This window comes from Staphylococcus sp. GDY8P119P (assembly GCF_017892075.1).
In the GTDB taxonomy this organism is placed as follows: Bacteria; Bacillota; Bacilli; order Staphylococcales; family Staphylococcaceae; genus Staphylococcus; species Staphylococcus ureilyticus.
In genome coordinates this window covers 319,608-338,151 of record NZ_JAESKJ010000006.1, presented here as the reverse complement: position 1 = coordinate 338,151, position 18,544 = coordinate 319,608, and the positions used below count along the sequence as shown (strand labels likewise).

Here is an 18,544-nt window from a genome sequence, read left to right as displayed (position 1 = left end):
AGTACAATTTTATAAATGTTATCTTTTTTTGTTACATTTATGATAAACTTCAGTTTGAGGTGATTAATATGAATCAAGATGGAACATTAGGTAAAGCAATAAGAAATGCTAGAAAAAGTTATCCACTTACACTTGAAGAATTAGGAGAAAAAGTAGGGGTAACTCATGCATTCTTGTCACGTGTTGAAAACAATAAAGTTATCCCAAACGATGAGTTACTTATAAAAATTGCCAATGTATTAGATTTTAATGATAGTCAAGATTTTTTAAATGAATTTAGAGTATTGGCAGGTATTTATGAAAATATAGAAGAAAACACAACGTTTTTTAATACTTTGAAATCTAGTGGCAGATTAAAAATTAATACATTTAACGGAGAAAAGAAAATTGTAGATAAACCATATTACAAATTAAATTATTTATTTGAATCTGAAAACAAAATTTTTTATGACATCAAAACTTCTGTTTTTGGTGAAAAAGTTGCGACTGTAGAACTACCACATGATCTGTTACATCAAATATATAAAATGTTAAATTTAGAAGTCATTAAAACAATTAAGAATAATCCTAGTCTTTTAAAAAGCATTGAAAACCCAGAAGTTATTGATGAATATCAAAATGAAAGAAAAGAAAAAAAGTCTGAGTTCAATGAGTATATGAAATACCTAAATCTAACAGATTCTATAGAAGATTTTATGCGTGAAATATATGATGATGAATATTTAACATGATAGAGGTGAACCTTATGCAACACGACCTTAAACTATCCCACAACATCTATAAAGATGCTAAACGTGGTACATATTACTTCCGTATCACATACTATGATAAGACGAATACAAGAAAAGAGATTAAGCGTACAGGATTTAAGCAACGTAAGGAAGCTGTGAAGGCTTGTAACGCTTATATGGATGAATTAGAGGGTATCGGCAAGATTAATCAATTGCCTTTTGATAAGCTAGTGGAAGAATATATTGATTGGTATACAGCAAGACGTAAATCATCAAGTGTGAAAGCATTAAAAACACATACCAATAATCATTTAGTACCCTATTTTAAATCAATGGACGTTTTCAATATGACTACACAAGATATTATGAAGTTTCAGAATAAGAAGATGAATGAAGGACGTTCTGGGGAATATTTGAAGAAAATGCATGTGTTTTTAGTATCAATACTTAACCATGCTATGAAGTATCATGATCTAAAGCAAAATGTTGCATCATTAGTCGGTAATTTTGAAATTGAAACACAGAAACGTTTGAATTACTGGACGTTAGAACAATTCAATCAGTTTTACGATATTTTGCCTACTATACAGCAAAAGCTATTCTTCAAGTTACTTTTCATGAGTGGCGCACGTAAGGGCGAGATTAGAGCGCTCACATGGGAAGATGTAAACTTTGATGATGATTATATCCATATAAACAAAACGGACTATCACGGTGAAGTGACAGCCCCTAAAACGAAAGCAGCCATACGTGATATTTACTTACCAACTCACATGATGGACGACTTACGAAATTATTTAACTTGGTATAAAGAGAATAACGTATATAAGGATAATTATGTATTGTTCGGAACATTCTTTAAAGCGTTCAGCGAATCCACCATTGATAGATGGTTTACTAATGCATTAAAAATTTTAGATGATGAATTACCAACTGGTGAAACATTTCCTCGTATTGTAATCCATGAGTTAAGGCACAGCCATGCCTCTATGCTAGTCAATCATGGTGCTAGTTTAATGATAATTGCACAAAGGTTAGGTCATTCGTCCATTGAAGAAGTAAGCTCACGTTATGGGCATTTGTACCCTAGTACACAAAAAGAAATAATAAAATATTTATGAGGTGAATAAATGAATGATTTAGGAAATACAGTTATTGAAAATTTTAATACATTCCCACCACCTAATACTTTTCTTAATTGGGTTAAAATTTTAGCCACACCAACTGCTACTATAATCGTTGGTTTATTGGTATATTGGTATACAAATGCACATCATAAAAGGACTTTGTTAAATGAATTAGATTCAAAATCAGAGTGGCGTAAAACTTTGTTTGTAATCGCTGGTAAAGATAAAATTACACTTGAAGATGTTTTTAAGCTAAGGGCATGCTTGCGATTCGATACAAAAGATAATCCACATAACATTTTTGATAAAAAAACAAATCAAATAATAGAATTCTGCGAAGAAATGAAAACAAAGTATGACAATAAATATTCTTGCGAAAGTAAAATATTGTTTACAAAGGATCGTGAAAAAGTAAGGATATATTCAAGATATTTACTAGCTAATCATTGGGAAATTTTGCAATTAACAAAAAAAGATTATAAAAAGTATGAAAAGCTTAGAAACAGAGAAATAGAACAAGACCAAAAGAAAAACAAAGAACAAAAACTTAATGCATCTAAAAGTTGGTTTAAAAAAGAAAAAGAACTGAATAAAAAAACAGAGGATTTAATTAAAGAACTTGATTAAAAGACACCTTAATTTTCGGGTGTCTTTTTTTATGTACTGTGGCACATCTGTGGCAATACTGTGGCAACAAAAATAAAAAGCCCCAACCACAAGGGTTGAGAGCTGTATAGTGGAGACGGCGGGATTCGAACCCGCGTCCAGAGGTCCTGATACTAATCTTTCTACGTGTGTAGTCTATCAAGGTATTTCGCATAATGTTAGGTGATAGACAGCCGACATTATGCTAGTTCGATTAATCTCTTCTAGGCAGACTTCGAACGGCAGTGCCTAGCGTATCCTATTAAGGTTGAATCGCGTTAACTGCACATAGGAAATGCAGTTAGGCGATGCAGAGTGCTATTAGGCAGCTACTGCGAAATTATTGTTTGATTTGTCAGTTAATTTTTAACTGTGTGTGTTGGTGCGGAGACAACCCTCCGACACGCTTAACTAGCTCGGGGACCCCTGTCGAATCCAAAAACGTCCCCTTAATAATATAATGTACTTTCTGCAGATTTAATCATCTATCTTTTTCAGAAAGCACATATTATATTACCAAAGATCGAAGTCTTTGGCAATATTTTCGCTTAATAACGCGCTTTAAGCGCTCTATCTACGTCACGTTTCATTGCTTTTTCTTTCAATGCCTGACGTTTATCATGTTTTTTCTTACCTCTTGCAACACCAAGTAAAACTTTGCATTGACCGTGTTTTAAATAGAGTTTTAAAGGAATGATGGAATAACCAATTTCTCTAGTACGTTCTCCTAATTTTGCTATTTCACGTTTGTGTAATAGTAATTTGCGTGAACGACGTGGGTCATGGTTAAATCGATTTCCTTCTTCATATGGGGCAATGTGCATATTATTTAAAAACATTTCGCCACGATTTACTTGCGCATAGCTATCTTTAAGGTTTGCACTGCCACGACGAATGGACTTAATTTCTGTCCCTTTCAACACAATGCCCGCTTCAATCGTATCTTCTATATTAAAATCATGTCTGGCCTTACGATTTTCAGCTAATGTTCCTGGTGATTTTTTCTTTGGCATTGAGTTTCACCTCTTTGTTGAATTATTTTTTCTTCTTACGAGCTTTATTTTTCACTTTTTTATCTTTGTAAAATGGCTTGTGTTTGGTGTTACCACTTGCTTGTTTGTTTTTATTGCGTTGGTTTTTACCTTTTCGTTGTTTCTTCTTGCCTTTTTTATCATTATTTGAGTTATCTAATGATTGACCGCGTGGCTTCGCTTGAATCGTCTTACCACGTGAAGGTCTTGGACTACGCTCTTTTTTCGGTAATGGCATACCGACAATTTGGAAATCGATCATACGCTCATCAACATCTACGTTAACAACTTTGATTTTAACTGGATCACCAATGCGGAAGACTTTAGCTTGGCGTTCTCCAATCATTGCCATTTGACGTTCATCGAAGTGATAATAATCGTCGGTCATCTCTGATACATGTACCATACCTTCGATTGTATTTGGCAATTCGATAAACATACCAAAATTAGCTACAGAGCTGATGATACCTTCATATTCTTCTCCGATATGTTGAACCATATACTCTGCTTTCTTCAATTCATCGGTGTCACGTTCTGCTTCGATCGCTCTACGTTCTCTTTGAGATGTATGATCAGCAATTTCTGGTAATGCTTCTTCCCATTTATTAAGTGTTTTATCATCCATTGTTTTATCAATAAGATATTTACGAATAAGTCTATGCACGATTAAATCTGGATATCTCCGGATCGGTGATGTGAAGTGTGTATAGTGTTCTGCTGACAGGCCGAAGTGACCTAGATTCACATCATCGTAACGTGCTTGTTGCATTGAACGTAACATCATAGTAGAAATGACCATTTGCTCTGGTTGACCTTCTACTTCTTGTTGAATTTTTTGTAAAGTTGATGGATGTACTTCTTCGCCAGTACCTTTAATCATTAAACCAAAGTTAGTAATAAAGTCAAAGAATTGGCGTAAACGTTCTGATTTCGGTTGCTCGTGTACACGATATATAAATGGTACATTTAATCGATCGAAATGTTCTGCTATCGTTTCGTTGGCTGCTAACATAAACGATTCGATGAGACGTTCACCTTCACCGCGTTTTCTTAATTCTACGTCTGTTGGAATGCCTTCATCATTGACAAGTACTTTGGCTTCACTGATATCGAAGTCAATTTCACCACGGCGTTTACGCATGTTGATTAAACGTTCAGACAAGTCTTTAGCTAAATCAAGCATTGGTGTAACTTCGTTATATTGTTTGCGCGTATCTTCATTTTGATCTGTAATAATTTCATTCACTTCATCGTATGTCATACGATAATTTGAATGAATCACACTATCAAAGATTTCATGATTAACCACATGACCACGTTCATCTAATTCCATCTGGCAACTTAAAGTTAGCCTATCTACTTGTGGATTCAATGAACAAATACCGTTACTAAGTCGATGAGGTATCATTGGAATTACACGGTCAACTAAATATACACTTGTTGCACGGTCGTATGCTTCTTCATTTAGTGCTGATCCTTCCGTTACATAATAACTGACATCAGCGATACTCACTGTCAATTGTGTATGACCATTATCTAACTTCTTGACACTAATTGCGTCATCTAAGTCTTTAGCGTCTGCGCCATCAATTGTAATAGTTAGCTCATTTCTTAAATCACGACGTCCTTCGATTTCAGATGGTTTGATTTCATCTGGTACAGCTTCAGCTTCTTCTAATACCTTATCTGGAAATTCTATTTCAATACCATGTTGATAGATAATCGACAAAATGTCGACACCTGGATCATTTTTATGACCTAAAATTGCTGAAACTTGGCCTTCTGGGTTATCGGTACCGTCCGCATATTTCGTGATTTGTACTAATACTTTATGCCCATCTATCGCACCTAAATTATGACCTTTAGGTATAAACACATCTTGCATAATGCGTTTATCATCTGGTAAGACAAATCCAAAATGTCGAGCTTCACTGTACGTGCCCACCACTTGGGTAACGGAGTGTTTTTCGATTGATTTTACTTCACCTTCCAGCTTACCTTTATGTTCACCTTTAGAGTTTTGTAATTCGACAAGTACAGTATCTCCATCCATTGCACGATTAATCTTTGTAGGTGGGATAAAGACATCATCCATCTCATCGTCTTCAGGACGTAAGAATGCAAAGCCTTTTTTATTTTGACTAAGCGTACCTTGTATTAATTTCGATTGTTTTGATTTTTTAGATTCCTTACGTTGGTATCTGTCTGTCTTCGTACGTTGAATTAATCCTGTTTGTTCTAATTCAACAAGTACCTTGATTAAGTCTCTAAATGAGTCGGCACTATTTAAACCTAATGCATCTTGAAAATCTGATACAGACATGGGTTCATAATCTGGTTGCTTAATAATTTCTTCTATGGATTGCTTTAAATTCATTATGCCCCTCCTTTCTATAATTAAATACTAAAAATTTATTTGGACCAATCTAATGATTCTAAGAATTGGTATATATCTTCAAAAACTTTTTCTTTTTCTTTATCAATTGTAATGACATGTCCTGAATTCGCATACCATTTAATTTCTTTATCATCAGACTCGCTGTCATTGTATATAATATTAGCAGAGTCGGTATTAATCATTTGATCTTGCTCCCCTTGGATAACAAGTAGCGGATCCATTACCTCGTCTACTTGATTACGTATACTTTGAATCTGACCTTGTAGATCTTTTAACGTATCTGTTGGATGAAACGCATCCATTTCTTTTTCTATTGTCGCTTCATCTTTGCCTTCGTATTTTTTGAAATTACGCGCATACGTTAAGACACCATCAAACATTGCACCTTCAGTCTTAATATGCATAGGTGAACACATTGTTATAATACCCTTTACATCTCTATCTAAGCTTATTTTTAATGCATAACAACCACCCAGTGATAAGCCAGCAACCACAATTTCATCATATCCTTTATCAACAAGGAATTCGTATCCATCTATTGCATCTTTATACCATGCAAATGGACTAGATTGCAATATCTCTTCTGGTGGTGCTGCATGACCATCATATTGTGGTGCATAAGAAGTGTAACCCTTTTTTTGTAAGAATCTACCTAACTGTCTTACATCTGAAGAATTCCCTGTAAAACCATGTAAAAGTAATACAGCACGATTACCTTCTTCAAAAAAGAATGGTTCTGGTAATCTAATTTGCATTGTGACTCAATCCCTTCATCCAAGCTATTAAAATAATTATGATATCAGTTGTACTCAAAATATATTCCCTACTTCGAATCATTTAAAAGTCGAATACTTCCATTATAAATAAAAAAGCCCGACTTTTACATTGTCGGACCTTATAAACCAAAATAACTTATGCCTAACATTAACAAGAAGAAAATGACAGACAATACAATTGTTAATCTATGCAAGAATAAATCAACGCCACGTTGTTTTTGTTTACCAAATAACTGTTCAGCGCCACCGCTTATCGCACCTGATAGTCCATTACTTTTACCTTCTTGGAGTAATACAACAGTCACTAATGCAATACAGTCTAAAATTAAAATGATCATGAAAAATGTATGCATAAAAATTGTCCTCCATTCATTATATACGAACCGCATTATATCACACGTTTATCTTATTTAGCAAACTTCTATCTATTAAAAGTGCTTTTACGTTTAATTGAAACAACCAACATATATATCGCTAAAATAAGTGACATGATCAATACAATTGTTAACGGTAAGATATTAATCATTGATTTTGTATCTAATATCGCTTCATAAACCGCATTGATATTAACTAAATTATATAAAATTTGTGAAGTGAATACTGCAAACATAAACCACCACAAATAAGTATGCCTATTCCAAATCGCAATAATCCCTGTTAAATTAGCAATCACATACATGATACCTGTAAATTGGAAACTGTTTTTTATCACACCAATTGCGTTTTCAGAAGGCTTTTGTCTACTATTTATTAACATTTGTTTTATTACACTATCGTCTAAAATAACGAATAAATGAATCGCATAAAGTATTGCTATAATTAGTGAAGTGTATGCAAGAAAATGACCTGTTCGAATTTCTATTGTTTTAGGTTGTGCCTTCATAATCAGTCAATGCTCCTTCTATAATTTACACTATTAATTATATCAGTTTCACAAACAAAGATGAACAAATTAAACAATGTAAATCTTGTATTTCATTAATATGTATGTTTCTCTGACACAATTGGTCATCATAACTGAAATCGACAGGTATCGCAATAACCTAACTGCACCATACGCATAGCGTATGGTTTTTTTATCCAATCAAAAAACACGCAAACCCATAGGGTTTACGTGTTAGCGCGTGAACTCATTTTTAGATAAACATTATTTATCTAAATTGTAGAATGATTTAATACCATCGAATTTGCCTGTTTCAAATAATTCATCTTCGATGCGTAATAATTGATTGTATTTAGCAATACGGTCAGTTCTTGATAATGAACCAGTTTTAATTTGACCTGCATTTGTAGCAACTGCGATATCAGCAATAGTTGTATCTTCTGTTTCACCAGAACGGTGTGATACTACTGCTGTATAACCAGCTTTTTGAGCCATTTCAATAGCATCAAATGTTTCAGTTAATGTACCAATTTGGTTAACTTTAATTAAGATTGAATTACCGATACCTTTTTCGATACCTTCTGATAATTTAACAGTGTTTGTAACGAATAAATCGTCACCAACTAATTGAACACGATCACCGATACGGTCAGTTAATACTTTCCAACCGTCCCAGTCATTTTCGTCCATACCATCTTCAATAGAAATAATTGGATATTTATTAACCAATTCTTCTAAATAGTCAACTTGTTGTTCTGCTGTAAGTTTTGAACCATTTTCGCCTTCGAATTTAGCATAGTTATAAACACCATCTTCGAAGAATTCTGATGAAGCACAGTCAAAGCCTAAGAACACATCTTTACCAGGTTCTAAACCTACTGCTTTAATCGCTTCTAAGATTGTTTCAACAGCATCCTCTGTACCTTCAAATTTAGGAGCGAAACCACCTTCGTCACCTACTGCTGTTTCTAAACCACGGTTTTTAAGGATTGATTTTAAGTTGTGGAAAATTTCTGCTCCCCAACGTAATGATTCTTTAAATGTTTCTGCACCAACTGGTAAGATCATGAACTCTTGGAATGCGATTGGCGCATCAGAGTGAGAACCACCATTTATAATGTTCATCATTGGAACTGGTAATTGTTTACCATTGAAGCCACCTAAATATTTATAAAGTGGTTGGCCTAATAAATCAGCTGCTGCACGTGCTACTGCAATAGAAACACCGAGAATAGCATTTGCGCCTAATTTACCTTTATTTTCAGTTCCGTCTAATTGAATCATCATTTTATCAATTGAAACTTGTTCTAATATTGAAAATTCACCTTCAACTAATTCAGGTGCAATAATTTCATTTACGTTTTCAACAGCTTTCGTTACACCTTTACCTAAATAACGTGATTTGTCTCCATCACGTAATTCAACTGCTTCGTGCTCACCAGTAGACGCACCTGATGGTACAAGTGTGCGACCAAATGCACCGCTTTCAGTTAATACTTCTACTTCCACTGTTGGGTTGCCGCGTGAGTCAAGGACTTCGCGAGCATAAACATCTGTAATAATTGGCATGTTTGTAATCTCCTTTATAAATAAGTAGTTTAGAAATATTAAATTTCATCTTTATTATAGCTATAAATACTATAAATACAAATAATTTAATTACTTCATTTTGATTAGGCGTGCCATCAGTCATTTAAGCAAATCTTAAAAATGACACGCCCTTATATTTCTGGTCTTTAGTCCATATTGTGTTTATATTATTTTAATGCTTGATAAGTGATTCACCAGTCATGTCTTCAGGTTGTTTTACTTGTAACAAATCTAATAGTGTAGGCGCTAAATCACCTAGTCGACCTGTTTCACGTAAAGTTTCACCCTCTTTAGTAACAATCACTGGTACAGGGTTAGTCGTATGTGTTGTCATTGGTTGCTCATCATCAGTGAGTACCATATCTGAGTTACCATGGTCAGCTGTAATGATAGCGTGACCACCCATATCAATAATTTTATCTACGACTTCACCTAAACACTCATCAACTGCTTCAATCGCTTTAATCGTAGGTTCAAGCATACCGCTATGCCCCACCATATCAGGATTGGCAAAGTTTAATAAGATTAAGTCTAAGTCACCTTTATTCAACTCTTCAATCAGTGCGTCTTTGACTTCATAAGCACTCATTTCTGGTTTAAGATCATAAGTTGCAACTTTAGGTGAGTCAATCAATCTACGACGTTCACCTTCGAATTCATCATTGCGTCCACCACTCATAAAATAAGTGACATGCGGGAATTTTTCAGTTTCCGCTATACGTAACTGTTTCAAGCCATTATCTTGTGCAACTTCACCAATTGTATTTGTTAAGTCGACTTTTTCAAAAACAATTTTTGCATCTACATTATCATTATATTTTGTAAATGTAGCGTAAAATAAGTCATTAACTTGATCTACTTTAAAGCCTTCAAACGCTTTATCTGTAAAGATTTCAGACAGTTGACCAGCTCTATCAGGACGGAAGTTATAGAAGATGACTGCATCTCCATCATTCACGCCATTATTTTGATCTTTGATGATAAATGGTTCGACAAATTCATCAGTTAAATCTTTAGCATAGTTTGCTTCAACACCAGCTTTAGCTGATTCAAATGTTTCTCCACCAAAGTTACGAATTGCGTTATAAGCTTTTTCTTCTCTATCCCAGCGTTTATCACGATCCATTGCGTAATAACGACCTGAAACAGATGCGAATTGGCCAATGCCTAATTCTTTAAATTTAGCTTCTGTTTCTTCGATATATTTAAGTGCTGATTTTTGGTCGACATCACGTCCATCTAAGAACGCGTGCACATAAACGTTGTCAACGCCTTGCTTTTTGGCTAATTCTAATAAAGCAAATAGATGCTTGTAATGACTATGCACACCACCATCTGACAATAAACCAAAAATATGAAGTGCTGATTGATTGCCTTTTACGTGTTGAATCGCCTGGTTCAATACATCATTTTCAAAGAAATCACCATCTTCAATGGATTTATTGATACGTGTTAAACTTTGATAAACAATGCGTCCAGCGCCAATATTCATGTGTCCAACTTCTGAATTACCCATTTGACCTTCAGGAAGTCCAACATCCAAGCCACTCGCTTCGATTTGTGTTGTTGGATATTGATTATAATAACGGTCAAAATTAGGTTTATTAGCTAGTTTCACAGCATTACCATGCTCACTTTCTCTATTTGCAAAACCATCTAAAATAATTAATGCAGTTGGTTGTTTAGCCATATTATTTTGCACCTTCTAACAATTGTACAAAATCATCCACTTTAAGTGATGCGCCACCTACTAATGCGCCATCGATGTCTGATTCTGCCATGTATTCTTTTATGTTGTTAGGTTTAACACTACCGCCATATTGAATACGTGTTGCATCAGCAACTGATTGTCCTGATAAGTCTGCAATCGTTTCTCTTACAAATGCACACATTTCATTGGCATCTTTTGCAGTTGATGATTTGCCAGTACCGATTGCCCAAATTGGTTCATATGCAATGACAACTTGTTTCAATTGTGTTTCAGATAATCCTTCAACAGCTTTTTTCACTTGGTTGCCAACAACTTCATTAGCTTTGCCACTTTCGCGTTCTTCGTCTGTTTCACCAACACAAATAATTGGAGTCATACCATGATTGAATACGGCATGTGCTTTTTTGTTAATATCTTCATTTGTTTCATGGAAGATTTCACGACGCTCAGAGTGTCCAATAACAACGTATTTTACGCCTAAATCAGCTAATGCTACTGGTGATGTTTCACCTGTAAATGCACCATTATCTTCATAAAAAGCATTTTGTGCACCAATTTGTAAACCTTGTGCTTTACCTTCATTAACTGCTGTTACTAAGGCATCTAATTGAATTGTTGGAGCACAAATGACAGATTCTACCTCTTTAGTATCTGGTAATGCTGGTAATTCATTAATAAAATCTTTAGCCTCTTGAACTGTTTTGTTCATTTTCCAGTTACCCGCAATAATTGGTTTTCTCATTATATACACTCCTATTAGTAAATTATGATTAATGTTTAATCAAGTTTTGCTCGTAAATTAACGATTATTTATTAGCAATCGCAACGACACCTGGCAGTTCCTTACCTTCAAGATATTCTAATGAAGCACCGCCACCAGTTGAAATGTGACTAAAGTCATCAGCATATCCTAATGAAATCGCTGCTGCAGCTGAATCGCCACCACCGATAATTGTGTTTGCATCTTTCATTTCAGCAATTGCTTCACAAACCCCAATTGTACCTTTTGCGAAATTACTGAATTCAAATACACCCATAGGTCCATTCCAAACTACTGTATGAGCGCCTTGTAGTTTTTCTTTGAATAATTCTACAGTTTTCGGACCAACATCCATCGCTTCTTGGTCGGCAGGAATGTTATCGACGGAAACTTCTGTAATCTTTGCATCATTAGAAAATTCTTTTGCAACTTTACAGTCTACAGGTAATACAATTTGATCTCCTGCTTTTTCTAACAATTCTTTTGCAAAGTCTACTTTATCTTCTTCTAATAAAGATAAGCCGATTTCTTTACCTTGCGCTTTGAAGAATGTGTATGACATACCGCCACCAATAAGCACTTTATCTGCTATTTTCAATAAGTTAGTGATTACACCAATTTTATCTGAAACTTTAGCGCCACCAAGAATTGCAACTACAGGTTTATCTGGGTTTTCTACAACACCACCGATATATCTAATTTCTTTTTCCATTAGATAACCTGCTACAGTTTCTAAGTGAGCTGCAATACCTACGTTTGACGCATGTTTACGGTGTGCCGTTCCAAATGCATCATTTACAAATACATCACCTAATGATGCCCAGTATTCACCTAATTCAGGGTCATTTTTAGACTCTTTTTTACCTTCTAAATCTTCAAAACGTGTATTTTCAACTAATAGCACATCACCTTCATTTAAATCTTTAATTGAGTGCTCTAATTGTGTTCCACGTGTTTCAGGAACAAATGCCACGTCTTTATTTAATTTTTCAGCTAATGCATTAGCTACAGGTTTTAAAGTTAATTCTGCTTTATCACTTTCTTCTTTAACTTTTCCTAAGTGAGAGAATAAAACGACTTTACCACCTTGTTCAATAATATATTTTATAGTTGGTAAAGCTTGAACGATACGATTGTCGTCCGTAATTTCACCGTCTTTCATAGGTACGTTAAAATCTGCACGTACAAGTACAGTTTTACCTTTTAACTCGATATCAGATACAATTTTTTTTGTCATGTAATCTTCCTCCTTTAGATGGATGAATAAAGTAAAATAAGCGGAGAAGCGTTGAGCTCCCCGCTTACTCCTAAGCTTATTGATTCAATTTCACAACGCTATACTTGTTAAACTAAAGTGAGCATCAAATTATTTAGCGTGACTTGCTAAATATTCTAATGTGCGTACTAATTGTGAAGTGTATGACATTTCGTTATCATACCAAGCTGCTACTTTAACTAATTGACGATCTCCAACAGTCATAACACGTGTTTGAGTTGCATCAAATAGTGAACCGTAAGTCATTCCGATTACATCAGAAGAAACGATTTCATCTTCAGTATAACCGAATGATTCGTTAGATGCATTTTTCATTGCGTTATTTACGTCTTCGATACTTACATTTTTATCTAAAACTACTGTTAATTCAGTTAATGAACCAGTTGCAACTGGTACACGTTGTGCTCCACCGTCTAATTTACCATCAATTTCAGGAATTACTAGGCCGATAGCTTTAGCAGCACCTGTTGAGTTAGGGATAATGTTTTCAGCAGCTGCACGTGCACGACGTTTGTCACCTTTTCTATGAGGCGCATCTTGTGTGCTTTGGTCACCAGTGTAAGCATGAATTGTAGTCATGAAACCTTCGATTAAACCGAATTCATCATTCAACACTTTAGCAACTGGTGCTAATGAGTTAGTAGTACATGAAGCACCTGAAACAACGTCTTCTGAACCATCTAAAGTATCATGGTTAGTGTTGTAAACGATTGTTTTCAAGTCACCTTTAGCTGGTGCTGAAATCAATACTTTTTTAGCTCCTGCATTGATATGTGCTTCTGCTTTTTCTTTATCTGTAAATAAACCAGTACATTCTAATACTACATCGATATCTAAGTCTCCCCAAGGTAATTTGCTTGGATCTGGCTCAGAAAATGATTTAACTTCTAATCCGTTAACGCGGAAACCATTCTCTTCAACTTCAACTTCTCCTGTGAAGCGACCTTGTGTAGTGTCATATTTTAATAAATGAGCTAACATTTCATCATCTGTTAAGTCGTTTACTGCTACTACATCGATTCCTTCTACATCTTGAATTCTTCTGAATGCTAAACGACCAATTCTACCAAAACCATTAATTGCTACTTTAACTGCCATTATAATGGCCTCCTTTAAAATGATATTTAAAAAGTGGAATCACTTTTTATTACTATTATTCGCGATAATACTTGCCGCTCCTTCATCTGTGATTAACACAGTGTTTTTGGGTGCAATCGAAAGATAAGCTTTAATTGCCTCTCCTTTTGATTTACCCCCAGCAACGGCAAAGATAAACTTTTTCGATACAAGGTCTTCTAATTGAAGTCCAATCGTTTTTACTTTGTGAACGATCTGCCCTTGTTCATCGAAATAATATCCAAATGCTTCTCCCGAGGCATTGTGATGTTGAAGTTTTTCAATAACTTCACTAGGTGATTGACGTCTACGCGCCATCTTCAGCGCATCACCAATGCCGTGGATTGTAATATTTGCTTCTTTAATTTTTTCTAAAGTGTGTATCACTGAAGGCTCTAACATAAGTGTATTATACGTTGTTTCACTGACATTATCTGGTACATAAAGCGTTGTATAATCTCCATCTGTTTGCTGTGCCATACTGGCTGCAATCGTATTGGCTTGATATACAACGTTTTCACCAAGCCCACCTCTTGCAGGTACAAAAAATACGTCGTAAGGTTGCCGATGCATAGCTTCACTTACGTATGCCATCGTTGAGCCACCAGTAACTGCTACAGTTGCATGATCGTATAAAACATCTTCAACTAGCTGTCCGGCTTGTTTAGATAATTCAATTTTAACCGTTTTATCAGTGTCTGAATCACCAGGAATGACATAAGCATCTTTAATGCCATATTTTTCTTTGATAATTTGAGCAAGGTGATGATCATCTGAATAAACGTTAAAATAACTATTGAGTTGGCGTACTGTCGTTTCACCAGCTTCAGTGATTTCCATACCTGTGGGTTTAACTTTGATAAGTGCTTGTTTCTTTAAAACATCTGTTTCAGACCGCAACACTCTTTCAGTTAAATCCATATATTCACTTAAACTACGTCTACCGACGGGTTGATACTGAGCGATAGTAGTGAGTATTGAAAAACGACGATACATCTTTTCAACAATTTCTGGGACAAGCTTTTGTTGAATTTTTATCAAGTTCTTCACTACTAACCTCCTCCGTTTCTATATACAAGGGTCAAGTTCTAACCATAGATTGACTTTTTACGTCCCTACTGGGACAAAAAAATATAACCTCTTATATTTGCTATAATACTACTATACATTTAAAAAAGCAAGAGAAATACTTCGGTCTTAAATAAAGTGAAATTTATACTTTTATAGTTCTATTCTCTATAGAAATATTTTACCCATTTTCTTTTTTTATTAATCATTTTCCACATGACATTTTTTAATTATATGTTAAACATAACATCATCAACATGCGTTTCTTTGAAACAATCTCCAATTATGCTTAAAATAAATATAAATTTAATGAGTTATTTTTCAGGAGGAATATACATGTCTAACAATAAACAACCAGAAGTTATAGACCCAGAAGATAAAAGATACAAAGATGACGATTACTTTAAACAAAAGAAAGAACATTCTCAAAAAAATCCATATCAATCATTTAATTACAACAAACACATTGGTTGTCATTTAGGTCCATTTGGTTGTTTAGGTGGCTGCTTATCAATCATACTGCTTTTGTCACTCATTTCATATTTAGTGAGCTTTTTATTTTAATCATTCTTTTTTTGTTTCATATGATTCTTACTACAATGATAAGCTGCGTTTCATTTTAGTGCTAAATTCACATTAATATTTATAAAAAACACGCACTGTATGTGACAGCACGTGTTCTAGAAATATAATTTTCTTTTTATATTTAATCTTCATCAGATGATTGCGAACTTTTTTCTGTGTTTGAATTATTATTTTGAGTTGAACGTTGTTGAGTATTTTGTTGCGTACTGCGTTGTTGTGTAGAAGGTTCACTCGTCTTCTCTTCTGTTGAAGGCTCAGATGTGCGCTCTTCAGTAGAAGGTTCACTCGTCTTTTCTTCTGTTGTTTTTTCTTCTGTTGAAGGTTCGCTTGTTTTTTCCTCTGTTGAGCGTTCTTCAGTAGTACGTTCTTCCTTTGTTTTTTCAGGTGAATCTTTTTCTTCCGTAGTTCTTCTTTCTTGTGTTCTAGGTTGCTGTGTCTGTTGGGTTTGTTGCGTCTGTTGTGTCTGAGGAACTTGTTGTGTTTGCTGTGTTTGCTGTGTCTGTTGGGTTTGTTGTGTTTGGTTTGTTTCTTCAGTTGATTTTTCTTTTTTCTTGTCTTTTTGTTCCTTAGTTTTTTCTTTCTTTTTGTCTTTTTCTTCTTGTTTTTGGTCTGCCAAACGTTCATTGGCTTTATTTGAATGATCTACGAATGCAAAAATTGCAAAAACTAACCCACCTATAAGTAATAGGACAATCAATCCACTGATCAGTTTTGCGAAACCACTCATTTTTTTATTATCTTTGTCATCAAAATTGTTATTTTGATTATGCTTAGGCATATGCTCCCCTCACTTCAATTTATATCAAATCATCATTTTCAAATGGCATTTAACTTCATGTTAGAACTATATTTTACACTATTTCATTGATTAAACAACCTTATTAACCACATTTTAATGTAGATGTTACTTTGATTTCCAAACTATAGTAAAATAATCACATACAACACTTTTATTGTAGCTTCAACTTAATACTAATCTAATTTCGAATATTGTTTCAATACTTTTATTTAAATTATTCTTTTACTATCAATAATATCATAACAGGATGTGACTAGATTTTGAAAAAGTACGACTTATTTAATGAATCAAATCAATCACAACAAAAGCCTACCCATTTGCGTCATATGATGAGCGTAAATGATAATGATGAATCAAAAATCCCAATTAAAACGCGCTATAAACTTTTTATACTTGTGCTATTTTTGTTTTTAATCGCTTTTGGCATTATCGGCTTATTTATTTTATAATATGTAGTACTTCAATTACACTATTATAATGACATCAAAATAATTTCTGCCGATTCAATGATGTATATTAAGAATCACAAAAAATTAGGCCTACACGATAATCGTATAGGCCTCTACTAAAGGGAGTCAAAATTTTACCTTCGCTAGTATATTATGGGGTATACTCGAAATAATTAAGAGATGATTAATTAATATCGAAGGTACCTTTATTATAACGACATATGATTTTATTTTAAATACATCTTTGACATAGTAAATGACATATTTTTGAACAAAATTCGAATAAATTTTGTCATACTCTTTATGAGATTTACTTGCATTTAAAACCTGAACGATTCCATACTACAATTCTATGAGGTGATACTATGAAACACTATCTAATTACAGGCGGTACTGGTCTAGTAGGTACTCAGCTAATCGAGGCAATACAACAAAGTGATTCCAAAATCACGATATTAACAAGACAAAACAATGCTACATCACATCCTAAAATCACATATGTTAACTGGTCAGAACCGAATTGGGAAAGCCAAATTCCAGATATTGATATCGTGATCAATTTAGCCGGTGCTAGCTTAAATAATCGCTGGACCTCCTCACATAAACAAAATATTATGTTAAGTCGATTACAATCTACTCAGGCACTATACGACCTTTTTAAAAACAGAAAGCAAAAGCCAGCTGTATTCTTTAACGCCAGCGCAGTAGGTTATTACAAACCTGATTTAACACGTACATATACTGAGCTGTATCAAACATTACCATTTGATTTTTTATCTGAAGTGGTATATCAGTGGGAACGTTTAGCACGTCAATTTGAATCATTAGGCACACGAGTAATTATTGGCAGATTTGGAATGGTACTATCAAATCAAGGTGGTGCATTACCATTGATGAAATTACCTTATGATTTAAATGTCGGTGGTAAAATAGGTAGTGGTAGACAATGGTATTCTTGGATTCATATTGAAGATTTAACAAGAGCGATACTCTACACCATAAATAATGAAAAAGCACGCGGTGTATTTAATTTCACATCACCAATTGCAGAACATCAAAATATGTTTGGTTATACCATTGCAAGAGAAGTTCATCGCCCACACTATACATGGGTACCTTCATTTGCACTCAGACTTATCTTAGGTGAAATGTCGACAGTTGTACTTGATACTCAAAAAGTTTTACCTAATAAGTTGCAAGCACTAGATTTTGAATTCAAATACCCAAATCTGAAACTAGCACTAGAAAATTTAGTTCATTAAGAAAGGGACTATTTAAAAATGAAACAAGATAGTATTAGCCATATCTTATTATTCATTGCAGGTTTACTCCTCATCACCAATGGTATTTTGGCATTTGAAAAACCTGCTATTATGATCGTCATTTCTATGTCTTTAGTAATCATTGGATTATTGACGTTAGTCATTTCGATTATTTTAATTTATAAAAAGAAACAAAATCTCTTAAATAAACACTAATCATACTTTCAAAATATTATTAAAAAAACAAGCCACACATGTCAACCACATCGTATATGCATCATGCATTTTAGAAATGGTCGTACATTGTCGTGACTTGTTTTTTGTTACTTGTATGTCA

General features: G+C 34.2%; 19 protein-coding genes and 1 other RNA gene. 7 read left to right on the top strand and 13 right to left on the bottom strand.

What is annotated here, in order from left to right; translation table 11 throughout:
- The first annotated feature begins 68 nt into the window (after positions 1 to 68).
- The 3 genes from KA830_RS05690 to KA830_RS05680 are packed head-to-tail and all read left to right on the top strand — an operon-like array spanning position 69 to position 2,485.
- A complete protein-coding gene (locus KA830_RS05690) occupies positions 69 to 731 on the top strand; it encodes a helix-turn-helix domain-containing protein (protein WP_210134107.1) in 663 nt (220 codons plus the stop codon).
- Positions 732 to 745: 14 nt separating this feature from the next.
- Positions 746 to 1,852 carry a tyrosine-type recombinase/integrase gene (locus KA830_RS05685; protein WP_210134106.1) on the top strand — a complete coding sequence of 369 codons (1,107 nt, stop codon included), beginning with the start codon at positions 746 to 748 and terminating at the stop codon, positions 1,850 to 1,852.
- A 9-nt stretch (positions 1,853 to 1,861) separates the two neighbouring features.
- Positions 1,862 to 2,485, top strand: a complete 624-nt coding sequence (locus KA830_RS05680; protein ID WP_210134104.1) for a hypothetical protein — start codon at positions 1,862 to 1,864, stop codon at positions 2,483 to 2,485.
- Positions 2,486 to 2,592: 107 nt separating this feature from the next.
- On the opposite strand, the gene ssrA is transcribed toward KA830_RS05680, so the two are convergent.
- The 12 genes from ssrA to KA830_RS05620 all read right to left on the bottom strand — a co-directional run bounded on the left by ssrA (position 2,593) and on the right by KA830_RS05620 (position 15,040).
- Positions 2,593 to 2,952: a transfer-messenger RNA gene (gene ssrA / locus KA830_RS05675) on the bottom strand.
- Positions 2,953 to 3,051: 99 nt separating this feature from the next.
- Complete coding sequence (gene smpB / locus KA830_RS05670) at positions 3,052 to 3,516, bottom strand: SsrA-binding protein SmpB (RefSeq protein WP_046207457.1); 465 nt, start codon at positions 3,514 to 3,516, stop codon at positions 3,052 to 3,054.
- A gap of 22 nt (positions 3,517 to 3,538) precedes the next feature.
- Positions 3,539 to 5,911: a ribonuclease R gene (rnr, locus tag KA830_RS05665; protein WP_046207456.1), complete on the bottom strand. Its 2,373-nt coding sequence runs from the start codon at positions 5,909 to 5,911 to the stop codon at positions 3,539 to 3,541.
- Positions 5,912 to 5,946: 35 nt separating this feature from the next.
- Positions 5,947 to 6,687 carry an alpha/beta hydrolase gene (locus tag KA830_RS05660; protein WP_046207455.1) on the bottom strand — a complete coding sequence of 247 codons (741 nt, stop codon included), beginning with the start codon at positions 6,685 to 6,687 and terminating at the stop codon, positions 5,947 to 5,949.
- A gap of 140 nt (positions 6,688 to 6,827) precedes the next feature.
- The gene (gene secG, locus KA830_RS05655; RefSeq protein WP_019469442.1) at positions 6,828 to 7,061 is read right to left on the bottom strand and encodes a preprotein translocase subunit SecG; all 234 of its coding nucleotides are present in this window, start codon (positions 7,059 to 7,061) and stop codon (positions 6,828 to 6,830) included.
- A 68-nt stretch (positions 7,062 to 7,129) separates the two neighbouring features.
- Positions 7,130 to 7,591, bottom strand: a complete 462-nt coding sequence (locus KA830_RS05650) for a hypothetical protein (protein WP_204180216.1) — start codon at positions 7,589 to 7,591, stop codon at positions 7,130 to 7,132.
- Between the two features lie 264 nt (positions 7,592 to 7,855).
- Complete coding sequence (gene eno / locus KA830_RS05645) at positions 7,856 to 9,160, bottom strand: surface-displayed alpha-enolase (RefSeq protein ID WP_204180215.1); 1,305 nt, start codon at positions 9,158 to 9,160, stop codon at positions 7,856 to 7,858.
- Positions 9,161 to 9,353: 193 nt separating this feature from the next.
- On the bottom strand, positions 9,354 to 10,871 hold the full coding sequence (gene gpmI / locus KA830_RS05640; RefSeq protein WP_046207452.1) for a 2,3-bisphosphoglycerate-independent phosphoglycerate mutase: 1,518 nt from the start codon (positions 10,869 to 10,871) through the stop codon (positions 9,354 to 9,356).
- A gap of 1 nt (position 10,872) precedes the next feature.
- Positions 10,873 to 11,634, bottom strand: coding sequence for a triose-phosphate isomerase (gene tpiA / locus KA830_RS05635; protein WP_204180214.1), 762 nt, complete (start codon positions 11,632 to 11,634; stop codon positions 10,873 to 10,875).
- A gap of 64 nt (positions 11,635 to 11,698) precedes the next feature.
- Positions 11,699 to 12,889: a phosphoglycerate kinase gene (locus KA830_RS05630; RefSeq protein WP_046207450.1), complete on the bottom strand. Its 1,191-nt coding sequence runs from the start codon at positions 12,887 to 12,889 to the stop codon at positions 11,699 to 11,701.
- A gap of 129 nt (positions 12,890 to 13,018) precedes the next feature.
- Positions 13,019 to 14,026 carry a type I glyceraldehyde-3-phosphate dehydrogenase gene (gene gap, locus KA830_RS05625; RefSeq protein WP_019469448.1) on the bottom strand — a complete coding sequence of 336 codons (1,008 nt, stop codon included), beginning with the start codon at positions 14,024 to 14,026 and terminating at the stop codon, positions 13,019 to 13,021.
- A 39-nt stretch (positions 14,027 to 14,065) separates the two neighbouring features.
- The gene (locus tag KA830_RS05620) at positions 14,066 to 15,040 is read right to left on the bottom strand and encodes a sugar-binding transcriptional regulator (RefSeq protein WP_239436901.1); all 975 of its coding nucleotides are present in this window, start codon (positions 15,038 to 15,040) and stop codon (positions 14,066 to 14,068) included.
- 408 nt (positions 15,041 to 15,448) lie between these two features.
- On the opposite strand from KA830_RS05620, the gene KA830_RS05615 reads away from it, so the two are divergent.
- Entirely contained in the window at positions 15,449 to 15,676 is a 228-nt protein-coding gene (locus KA830_RS05615; protein ID WP_046207448.1) for a hypothetical protein, read from the top strand.
- A 142-nt stretch (positions 15,677 to 15,818) separates the two neighbouring features.
- Here the strand turns inward: KA830_RS05615 and KA830_RS05610 are convergent, their stop codons facing one another.
- Positions 15,819 to 16,475: a DUF4887 domain-containing protein gene (locus KA830_RS05610; RefSeq protein ID WP_204180212.1), complete on the bottom strand. Its 657-nt coding sequence runs from the start codon at positions 16,473 to 16,475 to the stop codon at positions 15,819 to 15,821.
- Between the two features lie 281 nt (positions 16,476 to 16,756).
- Here KA830_RS05610 and KA830_RS05605 point away from each other — a divergent pair, with 281 nt between their 5' ends.
- The 3 genes from KA830_RS05605 to KA830_RS05595 all read left to right on the top strand — a co-directional run bounded on the left by KA830_RS05605 (position 16,757) and on the right by KA830_RS05595 (position 18,423).
- The gene (locus KA830_RS05605) at positions 16,757 to 16,945 is read left to right on the top strand and encodes a hypothetical protein (protein WP_046207446.1); all 189 of its coding nucleotides are present in this window, start codon (positions 16,757 to 16,759) and stop codon (positions 16,943 to 16,945) included.
- Positions 16,946 to 17,310: 365 nt separating this feature from the next.
- Positions 17,311 to 18,207 (top strand): TIGR01777 family oxidoreductase, encoded by an 897-nt coding sequence (locus KA830_RS05600; protein WP_064209495.1) that lies wholly within the window; start codon positions 17,311 to 17,313, stop codon positions 18,205 to 18,207.
- Between the two features lie 18 nt (positions 18,208 to 18,225).
- Complete coding sequence (locus tag KA830_RS05595; RefSeq protein ID WP_046207444.1) at positions 18,226 to 18,423, top strand: hypothetical protein; 198 nt, start codon at positions 18,226 to 18,228, stop codon at positions 18,421 to 18,423.
- Positions 18,424 to 18,544 lie beyond the last annotated feature (121 nt).

Excerpts from the sequence above, each read along its gene's own strand:
- KA830_RS05690 (WP_210134107.1), top strand. The coding sequence starts at position 69 with ATGAATCAAGATGGAACATTAGGTAAAGCAATAAGAAATGCTAGAAAA.
- KA830_RS05685 (WP_210134106.1), top strand. The coding sequence starts at position 746 with ATGCAACACGACCTTAAACTATCCCACAACATCTATAAAGATGCTAAA.
- KA830_RS05680 (WP_210134104.1), top strand. The coding sequence starts at position 1,862 with ATGAATGATTTAGGAAATACAGTTATTGAAAATTTTAATACATTCCCA.
- smpB (WP_046207457.1), bottom strand. The coding sequence starts at position 3,516 with ATGCCAAAGAAAAAATCACCAGGAACATTAGCTGAAAATCGTAAGGCC.
- rnr (WP_046207456.1), bottom strand. The coding sequence starts at position 5,911 with ATGAATTTAAAGCAATCCATAGAAGAAATTATTAAGCAACCAGATTAT.
- KA830_RS05660 (WP_046207455.1), bottom strand. The coding sequence starts at position 6,687 with ATGCAAATTAGATTACCAGAACCATTCTTTTTTGAAGAAGGTAATCGT.
- secG (WP_019469442.1), bottom strand. The coding sequence starts at position 7,061 with ATGCATACATTTTTCATGATCATTTTAATTTTAGACTGTATTGCATTA.
- KA830_RS05650 (WP_204180216.1), bottom strand. The coding sequence starts at position 7,591 with ATGAAGGCACAACCTAAAACAATAGAAATTCGAACAGGTCATTTTCTT.
- eno (WP_204180215.1), bottom strand. The coding sequence starts at position 9,160 with ATGCCAATTATTACAGATGTTTATGCTCGCGAAGTCCTTGACTCACGC.
- gpmI (WP_046207452.1), bottom strand. The coding sequence starts at position 10,871 with ATGGCTAAACAACCAACTGCATTAATTATTTTAGATGGTTTTGCAAAT.
- tpiA (WP_204180214.1), bottom strand. The coding sequence starts at position 11,634 with ATGAGAAAACCAATTATTGCGGGTAACTGGAAAATGAACAAAACAGTT.
- KA830_RS05630 (WP_046207450.1), bottom strand. The coding sequence starts at position 12,889 with ATGACAAAAAAAATTGTATCTGATATCGAGTTAAAAGGTAAAACTGTA.
- gap (WP_019469448.1), bottom strand. The coding sequence starts at position 14,026 with ATGGCAGTTAAAGTAGCAATTAATGGTTTTGGTAGAATTGGTCGTTTA.
- KA830_RS05620 (WP_239436901.1), bottom strand. The coding sequence starts at position 15,040 with ATGTATCGTCGTTTTTCAATACTCACTACTATCGCTCAGTATCAACCC.
- KA830_RS05615 (WP_046207448.1), top strand. The coding sequence starts at position 15,449 with ATGTCTAACAATAAACAACCAGAAGTTATAGACCCAGAAGATAAAAGA.
- KA830_RS05610 (WP_204180212.1), bottom strand. The coding sequence starts at position 16,475 with ATGCCTAAGCATAATCAAAATAACAATTTTGATGACAAAGATAATAAA.
- KA830_RS05600 (WP_064209495.1), top strand. The coding sequence starts at position 17,311 with ATGAAACACTATCTAATTACAGGCGGTACTGGTCTAGTAGGTACTCAG.
- KA830_RS05595 (WP_046207444.1), top strand. The coding sequence starts at position 18,226 with ATGAAACAAGATAGTATTAGCCATATCTTATTATTCATTGCAGGTTTA.